This is a genomic window from Acidovorax delafieldii 2AN, from assembly GCF_000175235.1.
Classification (GTDB): domain Bacteria; phylum Pseudomonadota; class Gammaproteobacteria; order Burkholderiales; family Burkholderiaceae_C; genus Acidovorax; species Acidovorax delafieldii_B.
This window is the reverse complement of sequence record NZ_ACQT01000103.1, coordinates 1-12,959: the sequence shown is the minus strand read 5'-3', so window position 1 is coordinate 12,959 and position 12,959 is coordinate 1. Positions and strand designations below refer to the sequence as shown.

Here is a 12,959-nt window from a genome sequence, read left to right as displayed (position 1 = left end):
CCTGGCAGCGGCAGGCCGCGCGACATTGGCGTGGTGTGGGTGGGAAGAGCCCGCTCTTGTCATGAATTACCTTCTCGCACAACCGACAGGGCGCGCGCCGTGGTGAAACCAAAGATCCAGGCCAGCAGCAGGGCAGGAAACTGCCCGATGCCGGCGTTGTACTGCAGTACCGCGTCGTTGAACAACTGCGCGGCCTGCTCGTTATGGGACCGCAACTCGTCCCATCGCGCCCGCCAGGGCGACATTCTGCGCACCGCCTCGTCCGCGTCCACCGGCGGCTGCAGGTTCTGCCACACCGCATCCAGGGCCGCACAGGCGGCGGACAGCGCCGCCATGGCATCGCCCTGCAGCGGACGCGCCCGGGCCACCGCCAATGACGCACTCAGCTGCGTGACGGCACCCCTGAGCGCATTGCGCACTTCGCCGCCCGAGGTGCCTGCAGTGGCCTGCGCCGCCTCGAATTCGCCCAGCATGGCCAGCCACCGGAGCAGGTGCGCATCCAGGCTTCCGAAGGCCTGGATGGCCGACGAACGCAGGCGCACCAGGCGGTTGTAGGCGCCCACGGCCCAGAAGATGACGATGGCGACAACGATCCAGATAAGCGGCGATGACCACATGCTCCGATGCCAGCGCCGCATGCGCCCTGCATGCAGCCCGGTCTTCCATGGAAGGTTCCAGAAAAAACGCTCCCGGCCTGCCGGGAGACAGGGCGGGAGCGTCGAGTTGACGGCCCGAGGGCTTAGTCGGCAGCCGCGTCGGGGGCGTCGCCTTCGGTCACGGAGACTTCGGCAGATGCTTCCATCTCAGCCGCTTCGGCTTCGGCGATGGCGCGGCGCTCGGCGTCGTCCATGGCGTCCTTGGCCTTGCGTGCCTGGTGGTAGGCCAAGCCGGTACCGGCAGGGATCAGACGGCCCACGATGACGTTTTCCTTCAGGCCACGCAGCTCGTCGCGCTTGCCCATGATGGCAGCCTCGGTGAGCACGCGGGTCGTTTCCTGGAAGGAAGCGGCCGAGATGAACGAGTCCGTGGACAGCGATGCCTTCGTGATACCCAGCAGCAGGTTGCTGTAGGTCGCGGGGATCTTGCCCTCGGCCTGCAGTGCCTCGTTGGTATTGAGGATCTCGGAGCGCTCGACCTGCTCGCCGGCAATGTAGTTCGACTCGCCGACGTTCTCGACCACGACGCGGCGCAGCATCTGGCGAACGATCACCTCGATGTGCTTGTCGTTGATCTTCACGCCCTGCAAGCGGTACACGTCCTGCACTTCATCGACGATGTAGCGCGAGAGTTCCTCGATGCCCAGCAGGCGCAGGATGTCTTGTGGGTCGGCCGGGCCGTCCACAATCGATTCTCCCTTGTTCACCACCTGGCCTTCGTGCACCAGGATATTCTTTTCCTTGGGCACGAGCTCTTCGAACACGCGACCTTCAGGGTCGGTGATCTGCAGGCGGACCTTGCCCTTGGTTTCCTTGCCGAACGACACGGTACCGGTCATTTCGGCCAGCGTGCCCTTGTCCTTCGGTGTACGGGCTTCGAACAGCTCGGCCACGCGGGGCAGACCGCCGGTAATGTCGCGGGTCTTCTGGCCTTCGACCGGAATACGCGCCAGCACTTCGCCGGGGCCCACGTCCTGGCCATCGCGCACCTGGATCAGGGCGCCGACCTGGAAGCCGATGGTCACCGAGTGGTCGGTGCCAGGAATCTTCACTTCGTTGCCCTGGGCATCGACCAGCTTCACCTGCGGACGCACGACCTTGGCAGCACCGCGGCGCTTCGGATCGATCACCACCAGCGTGGACAGGCCGGTCACTTCATCGACCTGCTTGGCGACCGTGAGGCCTTCCTCGACGTTCTCGAACTTCACCGTACCGGCGTACTCGGTGATGATCGGGCGGGTCAGCGGATCCCAGTTGGCCAGGATCGTGCCGGCCTTGATGGCCTGGTCGGCCTTCACCGTCAGCGTGGCGCCATAAGGCACCTTGTGGCGCTCGCGCTCGCGGCCATGTTCGTCCTGGATGATGATTTCACCCGAACGCGCAATCACCACCAGCTCACCCTTGGTGTTGCTCACGTAGCGCATCGTGGCGTTGAAGCCGATCACGCCGTTGGACTTGGCTTCCACGCTCGACGCGATGGCAGCGCGCGAGGCGGCACCACCAATGTGGAACGTGCGCATGGTCAGCTGCGTGCCGGGCTCGCCGATGGACTGGGCAGCGATCACACCCACGGCTTCGCCGAGGTTGATGAGGCCGCCGCGGCCCAGGTCGCGGCCATAGCACTTGGCGCACAGACCGTAGCGGGTTTCGCAGGTCAGGGCCGTACGCACCTTCACCTCGTCCACGCCTGCGGCTTCGAGTTCCTCGATGAGGTCTTCGTCGAGCATGACGCCCGCCTGGACCAGCACCGAGCGGTTTTCGGGATGCAGCACATCTTCGGCAGCCGTGCGGCCCAGGATACGGTCGCGCAGCGATTCGATGACTTCACCACCTTCGACAATGGCGCGCATCAGCGAACCATTGGCGGTGCCGCAATCCTCTTCGGTCACGACCAGATCCTGCGTCACGTCCACCAGACGACGGGTCAGGTAACCCGAGTTCGCCGTTTTCAGTGCCGTGTCGGCCAGACCCTTACGGGCACCGTGGGTGGAGATGAAGTACTCCAGCACGTTCAGACCTTCGCGGAAGTTCGCAGTAATAGGTGTTTCGATGATCGAGCCGTCTGGCTTGGCCATCAGGCCGCGCATGCCGGCCACCTGACGGATCTGGGCTGCAGAGCCGCGGGCACCGGAGTCGGCCATCATGTAGATGGAGTTGAACGATTCCTGGTCCACTTCCTTGCCGTGGCGGTCCACCACCTTCTGCTTGGACAGCTGGGCCATCATCACCTTGGACACTTCGTCGCCGGCCTTGCCCCAGATGTCCACCACCTTGTTGTAGCGCTCGCCAGCCGTGACCAGACCGGACACATACTGCTGCTCGATCTCTTTGACTTCCTTCTCGGAGCGCTCGATGATGCCGGCCTTCTGCGGCGGCACCAGCATGTCGTCGATGGCGATCGAGATGCCAGCGCGCGTGGCCAGACGGAAACCGTTTTGCAGCAGCTTGTCGGCAAACACCACCGTTTCCTTCAAACCGCACTTGCGGAAGGACACGTTGATCAGGCGCGAGATTTCCTTCTTCTTGAGCGCCTTGTTCATGTTGGAGAACGGCAGGCCTTTGGGAAGAATTTCGGACAGCAGTGCGCGGCCCACGGTGGTTTCCACCAGGGAGGTCGAGGGCACGAATTCGCCCGTGGCCTTGTCCTTGGTCCACTCGGTCATGCGCACCGTGATCTTGGCGGCCAGTTCGACCTGGCCAGCGTCCAGGGCACGCTGCACTTCACCCGTGTCAGCGAACACCAGGCCTTCGCCCTTGCCGTTGATACGGTCACGGGTGGCGTAGTACAGGCCCAGCACCACGTCCTGCGAAGGAACGATGGAGGGTTCGCCCGAGGCGGGGAACAGCACGTTGTTGGAGGCCAGCATCAGCGTGCGGGCTTCCATCTGCGCTTCCACCGACAGCGGGACGTGGACAGCCATCTGGTCACCGTCGAAGTCGGCGTTGAAGGCCGCGCAGACGAGGGGGTGCAGTTGGATGGCCTTGCCTTCGATCAGGATGGGCTCAAAGGCCTGGATACCCAAACGGTGCAGCGTAGGCGCACGGTTCAGCATCACGGGGTGTTCCTTGATGACCTCTTCCAGAATGTCCCACACCACGGGGGTGCCGGATTCAACTTCCTTCTTGGCGGCCTTGATCGTCGTCGCGATGCCCATGGCTTCGAGGCGCGAGAAGATGAACGGCTTGAATAGCTCCAGGGCCATCAGCTTGGGCAAGCCGCACTGGTGCAGCTTGAGCGTTGGGCCCACGGTAATCACGGAACGACCAGAGTAGTCCACGCGCTTGCCCAGCAAGTTCTGGCGGAAACGGCCCGACTTGCCCTTGATCATGTCGGCCAGCGACTTCAGAGCACGCTTGTTGGCGCCCGTCATGGCCTTGCCACGGCGGCCGTTGTCCAGCAACGAATCGACGGCTTCCTGCAGCATCCGCTTTTCGTTGCGGGCGATGATTTCAGGGGCCTTCAGCTCGAGCAGGCGGCGCAGACGCGAGTTGCGGTTGATGACGCGGCGGTACAGGTCGTTCAGGTCGGAGGTCGCAAAGCGGCCGCCGTCCAGCGGCACCAGCGGACGCAGATCCGGGGGCAGCACGGGCAGCACTTCCAGCACCATCCACTCGGGCTTGATGCCGGACTTCTTGAACGCTTCCAGCACCTTCAGGCGCTTCGCGTTCTTCTTGACCTTGACTTCGGAGCCGGTCAGGTCACCGCGCAGGCGTTCGATCGACAGGTCGATATCGATGGATTCCAGCAGGTCCTTGATGCCTTCGGCGCCCATCTTGGCGATGAACTCGTCACCGTATTCCTTGCGCTTGGCGTCGTAGTCGTCCTCGGACATGATGCTGAACTTCTTCAGCGGGGTCATGCCGGGGTCGGTCACCACGTAGGCTTCGAAGTACAGCACGCGTTCGATGTCACGCAGAGTCATGTCCAGCACCAGACCCAGACGCGACGGCAGCGACTTCAGGAACCAGATGTGGGCGCAAGGCGCGGCCAGATCGATGTGGCCCATGCGCTCGCGGCGCACCTTGGTCTGCGTGACTTCAACGCCGCACTTCTCGCAGATCACGCCGCGGTGCTTGAGGCGCTTGTACTTGCCACACAGGCATTCGTAGTCCTTGATGGGACCAAAAATCTTGGCGCAGAACAGGCCGTCACGCTCGGGCTTGAACGTACGGTAGTTGATGGTTTCGGGCTTCTTCACTTCGCCGAAAGACCACGAACGGATCTTCTCGGGCGAAGCCATGCCGATGCGGATGGCATCGAAATGCTCGTCCGGCGTGAATTGCTTGAACAGGTCGAGTAGCGATTTCATAGTGACTCTTTCCTTTTCTGCTTAGGAGCGTTCCAGCTCGATGTCCAGGCCCAGCGAACGGATTTCCTTGACCAGCACATTGAACGATTCCGGCATACCGGCTTCGATGGCGTGTTCGCCCTTGACGATGGATTCGTACACCTTGGTACGGCCCACCACGTCGTCGGACTTCACGGTCAGCATCTCCTGCAGCACGTAGGCGGCGCCATAAGCTTCCAGCGCCCACACTTCCATTTCCCCGAAACGCTGGCCACCGAACTGCGCCTTACCACCCAGCGGCTGCTGCGTGACGAGCGAGTAAGGACCGGTCGAGCGGGCGTGCATCTTGTCGTCCACCAAGTGGTGCAGCTTCAGGTAGTGCATGTAACCGATGGTCGTGGGACGCTCAAAGCGGTCGCCCGTGCGGCCATCGAACAGGTAGGCCTGGGTGCGTTCTGGGGTCAACCCCTTGCGCTCAGCCAGCTCGTCCGGATAGGCCAGCTTCAGCATGGCCTTGATCTCGTCTTCCGAAGCACCATCGAACACAGGGGTGGCGTAAGGCACACCGTTCGTCAGGTTTTCCGCCATGGCCATCAGGTCGTCGTCGCTCAGTTGCGACAGGTCTTCCTTGCGGCCGCGCGAGTTGTACACCTCTTCGAGGAAGGTGCGCATTTCGGACGCCTTGGCCTGCTCTTGGAGCATGTTGCCAATGCGCTGACCAATGCCCTTGCCGGCCCAGCCCAGGTGGACTTCCAACACCTGACCAATGTTCATCCGCGAGGGCACGCCCAGCGGGTTCAGCACGATGTCGGCAGGCGTACCGTCGGCCATGTAGGGCATGTCTTCGACCGGAACGATCTTGGAGACCACACCCTTGTTGCCGTGGCGGCCGGCCATCTTGTCACCAGGCTGCAGACGGCGCTTGACTGCCAAGTAGACCTTGACCATCTTCAGCACGCCAGCAGGCAGCTCGTCGCCTTGCGTGAGCTTCTTGCGCTTTTCTTCGAAGGCCAAATCGAAGCTGTGGCGCGTCTGCTCGAGCGCGTTCTTGATGGACTCGAGTTGCGTGGCCACTTCGTCTTCGGCGGGACGGATGTCGAACCAGTGGAACTTCTCGACGGAGGCCAGATAGGCCTTGTCGATCTTCGTACCCTTGGCCAGCTTCTGTGGGCCGCCGTTGGCCACACGGCCATTGAGCAGCTTCTCGATCCGGTCAAACGCATCGGCTTCCACGATGCGCAGCTGGTCGTTCAGGTCCAGGCGGAAGCGTTTGAGTTCATCGTCGATGATCTGCTGGGCGCGCTTGTCGCGCTGGATGCCTTCACGGGTGAACACCTGCACGTCGATCACGGTGCCCGACGAGCCTTGGTCCACGCGCAGCGAGGTGTCCTTCACGTCGGAAGCCTTCTCGCCGAAGATGGCGCGCAACAGCTTCTCTTCAGGCGTGAGTGTGGTTTCGCCCTTGGGCGTGACCTTGCCGACCAACGTGTCGCCAGGCTGCACTTCAGCGCCCACGTAGATGATGCCGGATTCGTCCAGGCGGTTCAGCTGCTGTTCCGACAGGTTCGGGATGTCGCGCGTAATTTCTTCGGCGCCCAGCTTGGTGTCACGGGCCATCACCACCAGCTCCTCGATGTGAATCGAGGTGTAGCGGTCTTCGGCCACCACGCGTTCGGAGATCAGGATCGAGTCTTCGAAGTTGTAGCCGTTCCAGGGCATGAACGCGATCAGCATGTTCTGGCCGATGGCGATTTCACCGAAGTCGGTGGACGCACCGTCGGCCACCACGTCACCCTTGACCAGCTTGTCACCCTTCTTCACGATGGGGCGCTGGTGGATGTTGGTATTCTGGTTGGAGCGCTGGTATTTGATGAGGTTGTAGATGTCCACACCCACTTCACCCGCCACAGCCTCTTCGTCGTTCACACGCACCACGATGCGGGTTGCATCGACGTAATCGACGATACCGCCACGGGTGGCCGTGACCACCGTACCCGAGTCCACGGCGGCCACGCGCTCGATGCCCGTGCCCACCAGCGGCTTTTCAGGACGCAGCACAGGCACTGCCTGGCGCGACATGTTGGCGCCCATCAACGCGCGGTTCGCATCGTCGTGCTCCAGGAACGGAACCAGCGAGGCAGCCACCGACACGATCTGAGCGGGCGACACGTCCATGTACTGCACGCGGTCTGCGCCGCACAAAATGGATTCACCCTTTTCACGGGCCGACACCAAGTCACCCGTCAGACGGCCATCCTTGTCGAGCACGGCGTTGGCCTGCGCGATCACGTACTTGCCTTCTTCGATGGCCGACAGGTAGTCGATTTCGTTGGTGACCTTGCCGTCGACCACACGGCGATACGGCGTCTCGATGAAACCGTATTCGTTCAAACGGGCGTACAGAGCCAGCGAGTTGATCAGGCCGATGTTCGGGCCTTCAGGCGTTTCGATAGGGCAGACGCGGCCGTAATGGGTCACGTGCACGTCGCGCACTTCGAAGCCGGCACGCTCGCGCGTCAGACCGCCCGGGCCCAGAGCGGAAACACGGCGCTTGTGGGTAATTTCGGCCAGCGGGTTGGTCTGGTCCATGAACTGCGACAGCTGCGATGCACCGAAGAATTCCTTCAGGGCGGCCGAGATCGGCTTGCTGTTGATCAGATCGTGGGGCATGAGCGGCTCTTGCTCTGCCTGACCCAGACGTTCCTTCACGGCCTTTTCGATACGTGCCAGGCCCGTGCGGTACTGGTTTTCGGCCAGTTCGCCCACGCAGCGCACGCGGCGGTTGCCCAGGTGATCGATGTCGTCCACCTCGCCATTGCCGTTGCGCAGGTCCACCAGAATTTTGACCACGGCCAAGATGTCTTCGTTGGACAGCACCATGGGGCCGGTGGATTCGTCGCGGCCGATCTTGGCGTTGAACTTCATGCGGCCCACGCGCGACAGGTCGTATGTGTCGGGGTTGTAGAACAGGCGCTGGAACAGAGCTTGCACAGCGTCTTCCGTCGGCGGCTCGCCGGGGCGCATCATGCGATAGATCGCCACGCGGGCAGCGAACTCGTCCACCGTTTCGTCGATGCGCAGGGTTTGCGACATGTACGCCCCCTGATCGAGTTCATTGGTGTAGATGCACTGCACGTCCTGCACGCCAGCACTGCGCAGCTTCTTGAGCAGCGCTTCGGTCAGTTCGTCATTGGCCTTGGCGATGATCTCGCCGGTATCGGCATCGACGATATTGCGGGCCACGACGCGGCCGATCAGGAAGTCTTCGGGCACGCTGATGTGCGTGGTGCCCGATTGCTCCAGTTCGCGGGTGTGGCGTGCCGTCACGCGCTTATCCTTGGCCACGACGACCTTGCCGGACTTGTCGGTGATGTCAAAGCGTGCCACTTCGCCACGCAGGCGCTCGGAGACAAACTCCATCTGCGCGCCGCTGTCCATCAGACGGAAATTGTCGTTGACGAAGAAGTTCGCCAAGATGGACTCGGGGTTCAGGCCGATGGCCTTGAGCAGGATGGTGACCGGCATCTTGCGGCGGCGGTCAACGCGGAAATACAGGATGTCCTTGGGATCGAATTCGAAGTCCAGCCAGGAACCGCGGTAGGGGATGATCCGTGCCGAGAACAGCAGCTTGCCCGAGCTATGGGTCTTGCCCTTGTCGTGTTCGAAGAACACACCCGGCGAGCGGTGCAACTGAGACACGATCACGCGCTCCGTGCCGTTGATGATGAACGAGCCCTTGTCGGTCATGAGCGGCACTTCGCCCATGTAGACCTCTTGCTCCTTCACTTCCTTGACCACCTTGGACTGCGATGTCGAGGACTCGCGGTCATAGATGATCAGCTGCACCTTGGCACGCACGGCCGAGGCGAAGGTCAGGCCACGCGTCTGGCATTCGCGTACGTCGAAGGCAGGCTTGGCCAGGTTGTACTCGATGAACTTCATCTCCACGAAACCGTTGTGGGAGACGATAGGAAAGGCAGCGTCGAATGCAGCCTGAAGGCCTTCGATGGTTCTTTTCTGGGGTGCTTTATCAGCCTGCAGGAAAGCGGTGTAAGCGTCCTTCTGCATCTGCAGCAGATAAGGAACTTCGAGCACGCTGTCGCGGGTGCCGAAACTTTTGCGAATTCGCTTGCGTTCGGTATAGGAATAGGCCATGAGATCTCCGGGCAAAGACATGAGTCCTGGGTCTTCGACGACTGACCCGCAAGGAGATCCATCCTCGCGGGCTTGGCGGTTGGCCACTACCAACCATGGCGGACGGTGATGCGTTGCACATCACCCGAACCAAGGCATCTTCTGCTGTCGGGATTGTCAGAAGACACTCGAAAACCTGCGCCGTGCTTCCGTCGACCGGAGGTCTTCGGGAAGTCGGCCAGGCCGGCTTTCGGGTGCGCTCTGAAAGCACCAAAGGCTGGAGGCCCTTTGAGGAGCACTCCAGCCCTTGAGCAAGACCGAATTACTTGAGTTCGGCCTTGGCGCCAGCTTCCACCAGCTTCTTGACGGCGGCTTCGGCGTCAGCCTTGGCAATGCCTTCCTTGACGTTCTTGGGAGCGCCGTCCACCAGGTCCTTGGCTTCCTTGAGGCCCAGGCCGGTGATTTCGCGCACTGCCTTGATGACGGACACCTTGTTAGCGCCAGCGTCGGTCAGCACCACGTTGAATTCCGTCTTTTCTTCAGCAGCAGCAGCGCCAGCGCCGCCACCAGCGGCAGCAGGAGCAGCCATGGCTGCAGCGCTCACGCCAAACTTCTCTTCAATGGCCTTCACCAGGTCATTGAGTTCCAGGACCGTCATGCTGTCCAGCGCGGTCAGAAATGCGTCTTTATCGAATGCCATTTTGATTTCCTAACAATTGGTTAACAGGTTCAGCGGGCGCATCAAGCTGCCACAGCTTCGCCTTCGCCTTTTTTGGCCGCCAGAGCACCCAGCACCACGGCGGTGCGGGAAATTGGCGACATCAACAAGCCACACAGCTGGGCCAGCAGAACTTCCTTCGAAGGAATGTTGGCCAGTTGCTTAACGCCGTTCACGTCCAGGGCTTTGCCACCAAAGGCACCGCCGCGAATCACCAGCTTGTCGTTGGTTTTCGCGAAGTCTGCCACCACCTTGGCTGCAGACACGGCATCTTCAGAGAAGCCATAGATCAGAGGACCGGTCATCTGGTCTGCCACCACTTCAAACACGGTGCCTGCCACAGCACGGCGGGCCAGGGTGTTCTTCAGAACACTCAGGCTCACACCTTTGCTGCGAGCATCCACGCGCAGTTTGGTCATGTCGGCGACCGTGATGCCACGGTATTCCGCGATCACAAGCGTTTGAGCTTTAGCGGCGAGGCTGGTCACATCACTGATGACCGCTTCTTTCTCACTGCGATTAAGACTCAAGGTCTACTCCTTAAAATGTGCACGCTGGACAAACCTTTGTGCACGCTCTTGTTGCAGCGACCAACTGTTTGAGGAACGAATTCCATCTGCAGCGGGATCGCCATCTACGTTGGCCCGAAAGGACTTAGGTGCGAGCATCCCGCACACCAACGGTCTTGGATGGCCCGAAAGCGCCGTAGCGCTTTCGACCCACCACATCGGGCTTTTTTACAAGCCCGAAGATTTCTTGCAATTACGCCGCGATGGATTGCGTGTCTACGCGGACACCCAGGCCCATCGTCGACGAAACAGCCACCTTGCGCAGGTACAAGCCCTTGCTCGAAGCTGGCTTGGCCTTGTTCAAGGCATCGATCAAAGCAGCCAGATTGCCCTGCAATTTGTCGTTGTCGAACGAGCGGCGGCCGATCGTGCCGTGCACGATACCGGCCTTGTCCACACGGAACTGCACCTGACCAGCCTTGGCATTCTTGACAGCCGTCGCCACGTCAGGCGTCACGGTGCCCACCTTGGGGTTAGGCATCAGGCCGCGTGGCCCCAGGATCTGGCCCAGCGTACCTACGACGCGCATGGCGTCGGGGGCAGCAATCACCACGTCGAAAGGCATGTCGCCAGCCTTGACCATGGCAGCCAGATCGTCCATGCCGACCACATCCGCACCGGCGGCCTTGGCTTCTTCGGCCTTGGCACCTTGGGCGAACACGGCAACGCGGGTCGTCTTGCCAGTGCCATTGGGCAGCACGACGGCGCCACGCACAACTTGGTCGGACTTCTTGGCGTCAATGCCGAGCTGCACAGCCACATCGATGGATTCATCGAACTTGGCGGTGGCGGCTTCCTTGACCAGGGCGATGGCTTCGGCAAAAGCGTACAGCTTGGTGCTGTCGACCTTGCCCTGCAGAGCCTTTTGTTTTTTCGTCAGCTTGGCCATTTACAAACCCTCCACCGTGACGCCCATCGAGCGAGCAGAACCAGCCAGGGTGCGGACGGCAGCGTCCACATTGGCGGCATTCATGTCCTTCAACTTGGTCTTGGCGATTTCTTCAAGCTGCGCACGGGTGATCTTGCCGACCTTGGTCTTCAAGGCGTTGGAAGAACCCTTTTCGAGCTTGATGGCCTTCTTGATCAGAACGGTCGCGGGTGGCGTCTTGATAACAAAGGTGAAGCTCTTGTCTGCAAAAGCCGTGATGACCACAGGCAGGGGCAGGCCAGGCTCGACACCTTGGGTCTGCGCATTGAATGCCTTGCAGAATTCCATGATGTTGAGACCACGCTGACCCAGTGCGGGACCGATCGGTGGGGATGGATTGGCCTTACCAGCTGGAACTTGCAGCTTGATAAAACCGACGATTTTCTTCGCCATGCTTTACTCCTTGCGGGTGTTAACGCCGCGCCTGCGGAATGCAAGCAACAGCTCCCCGGGGTTAACGACTCTCTGTTTGCATTCACACCGAGCCGAAAAGTGTGATGCCCCGATTTTGCGAAATCAGGTCTTCTCGACTTGCCCGAATTCCAATTCCACAGGCGTCGAACGACCGAAGATCATTACGGAAACGCGCACACGGCTCTTCTCGTAATTCACCTCTTCCACAGATCCGTTGAAATCCGTAAAAGGACCTTCCTTGACCCGAACCAGTTCACCCACCATGAACTCCACCTTGTGCCGGGGCTTGTCGGTGCCCTCCTGCATTTGGCTGACGATCTTCTGAACTTCTTCTTCCGAGATGGGTGCCGGGCGGTTCTTTGCGCCGCCAACGAATCCGGTCACCTTGTTGGTATGCTTGACCAAGTGCCATGTGTCGTCATCCATGACCATTTCGACAAACACATAACCCGGAAACAAACGACGCTCGGTGGTCTTGCGCTGACCATTCTTCATCTCGACCACTTCTTCGGTCGGCACCAAGATACGGCCAAACTTGGTTTGCATGCCAGAGCGGGCGATACGCTCGAGAATGTTGCGCTCTACCGCCTTTTCCATGCCCGAATACGCATGAACGATGTACCAGCGCAGATCAGGGTTGGAAGATGCTGCACCGCCAGAAGCGTCCACTCCGGTCAATTCCACAACGCTCGTCATGATTTCCTCCAGCCCAAAATCAGGTCGTACAAAACCCATTCAAGGGTTTTGTCGGTAAACCACAGAAACAGCGCCATGATCACGACAAACGCAAACACATATGCGGTCATCTGCAGCGTTTCCTTGCGCGTGGGCCAGACAACTTTTTTGACTTCGCGCCATGCATCACGAGCAAAAGCCACGAGCTGGCGGCCCGATTCGGAAACCAGAAAGAGACTGGCCGCCGCCACGAGACCCACTAGCAATGCCACCCACTGAATGAGAACGCCTTGCTTTCCCAGCAAATAAAACCCCACCACAGAGGCAATCACCAAACCCACAGCTGCAGCGAGCTTGGCTTTGTCTGCCCCCGTGTGAACGGTGTCAACTTGTGTAGTGGCCATGTCTTAATTTCCCTGCTTCATTTCCGGTATCGCCCAAGACACCGAAGCCCGCCAGAGCTTGGCGGGCTTTTTTGACCACATTCAAGTGGCAGGGGCAGTAGGAATCGAACCTACAACCTTCGGTTTTGGAGACCGACGCTCTGCCAATTGAGCTATACCCCTATGAACACGC

Annotated in this window: 9 protein-coding genes and 1 tRNA gene; all 10 read right to left on the bottom strand. The window is 60.6% G+C overall.

From position 1 onward, the window contains the following. Positions 1 to 59: 59 nt before the first annotated feature. Complete coding sequence (locus ACDELDRAFT_RS13255; RefSeq protein WP_005797575.1) at positions 60 to 617, bottom strand: hypothetical protein; 558 nt, start codon at positions 615 to 617, stop codon at positions 60 to 62. 122 nt (positions 618 to 739) lie between these two features. After that, entirely contained in the window at positions 740 to 4,966 is a 4,227-nt protein-coding gene (gene rpoC / locus ACDELDRAFT_RS13250; RefSeq protein ID WP_005797573.1) for a DNA-directed RNA polymerase subunit beta', read from the bottom strand. A gap of 21 nt (positions 4,967 to 4,987) precedes the next feature. Then, positions 4,988 to 9,100, bottom strand: coding sequence for a DNA-directed RNA polymerase subunit beta (rpoB, locus tag ACDELDRAFT_RS13245; RefSeq protein ID WP_005797572.1), 4,113 nt, complete (start codon positions 9,098 to 9,100; stop codon positions 4,988 to 4,990). A gap of 301 nt (positions 9,101 to 9,401) precedes the next feature. Further along, positions 9,402 to 9,779 (bottom strand): 50S ribosomal protein L7/L12, encoded by a 378-nt coding sequence (gene rplL / locus ACDELDRAFT_RS13240; RefSeq protein WP_005797571.1) that lies wholly within the window; start codon positions 9,777 to 9,779, stop codon positions 9,402 to 9,404. 41 nt (positions 9,780 to 9,820) lie between these two features. Then, positions 9,821 to 10,327, bottom strand: a complete 507-nt coding sequence (gene rplJ, locus ACDELDRAFT_RS13235; RefSeq protein WP_005797569.1) for a 50S ribosomal protein L10 — start codon at positions 10,325 to 10,327, stop codon at positions 9,821 to 9,823. 232 nt (positions 10,328 to 10,559) lie between these two features. Beyond that, positions 10,560 to 11,255 carry a 50S ribosomal protein L1 gene (gene rplA, locus ACDELDRAFT_RS13230; protein ID WP_005797567.1) on the bottom strand — a complete coding sequence of 232 codons (696 nt, stop codon included), beginning with the start codon at positions 11,253 to 11,255 and terminating at the stop codon, positions 10,560 to 10,562. Beyond that, positions 11,256 to 11,687, bottom strand: coding sequence for a 50S ribosomal protein L11 (gene rplK / locus ACDELDRAFT_RS13225; RefSeq protein ID WP_005797565.1), 432 nt, complete (start codon positions 11,685 to 11,687; stop codon positions 11,256 to 11,258). It lies immediately after the preceding gene. Between the two features lie 123 nt (positions 11,688 to 11,810). Next, positions 11,811 to 12,404 carry a transcription termination/antitermination protein NusG gene (nusG, locus tag ACDELDRAFT_RS13220; protein ID WP_005797563.1) on the bottom strand — a complete coding sequence of 198 codons (594 nt, stop codon included), beginning with the start codon at positions 12,402 to 12,404 and terminating at the stop codon, positions 11,811 to 11,813. After that, on the bottom strand, positions 12,401 to 12,787 hold the full coding sequence (secE, locus tag ACDELDRAFT_RS13215; RefSeq protein WP_005797560.1) for a preprotein translocase subunit SecE: 387 nt from the start codon (positions 12,785 to 12,787) through the stop codon (positions 12,401 to 12,403). Before secE ends, nusG begins: the two co-directional genes overlap by 4 nt. An 86-nt stretch (positions 12,788 to 12,873) precedes the next feature. Then, positions 12,874 to 12,949, bottom strand: a tRNA-Trp gene (locus ACDELDRAFT_RS13210). Positions 12,950 to 12,959 lie beyond the last annotated feature (10 nt).

Coding starts and splice junctions, on each gene's coding strand:
- ACDELDRAFT_RS13255 (WP_005797575.1), bottom strand. CDS start 617: ATGTGGTCATCGCCGCTTATCTGGATCGTTGTCGCCATCGTCATCTTC.
- rpoC (WP_005797573.1), bottom strand. CDS start 4,966: ATGAAATCGCTACTCGACCTGTTCAAGCAATTCACGCCGGACGAGCAT.
- rpoB (WP_005797572.1), bottom strand. CDS start 9,100: ATGGCCTATTCCTATACCGAACGCAAGCGAATTCGCAAAAGTTTCGGC.
- rplL (WP_005797571.1), bottom strand. CDS start 9,779: ATGGCATTCGATAAAGACGCATTTCTGACCGCGCTGGACAGCATGACG.
- rplA (WP_005797567.1), bottom strand. CDS start 11,255: ATGGCCAAGCTGACGAAAAAACAAAAGGCTCTGCAGGGCAAGGTCGAC.
- rplK (WP_005797565.1), bottom strand. CDS start 11,687: ATGGCGAAGAAAATCGTCGGTTTTATCAAGCTGCAAGTTCCAGCTGGT.
- nusG (WP_005797563.1), bottom strand. CDS start 12,404: ATGACGAGCGTTGTGGAATTGACCGGAGTGGACGCTTCTGGCGGTGCA.
- secE (WP_005797560.1), bottom strand. CDS start 12,787: ATGGCCACTACACAAGTTGACACCGTTCACACGGGGGCAGACAAAGCC.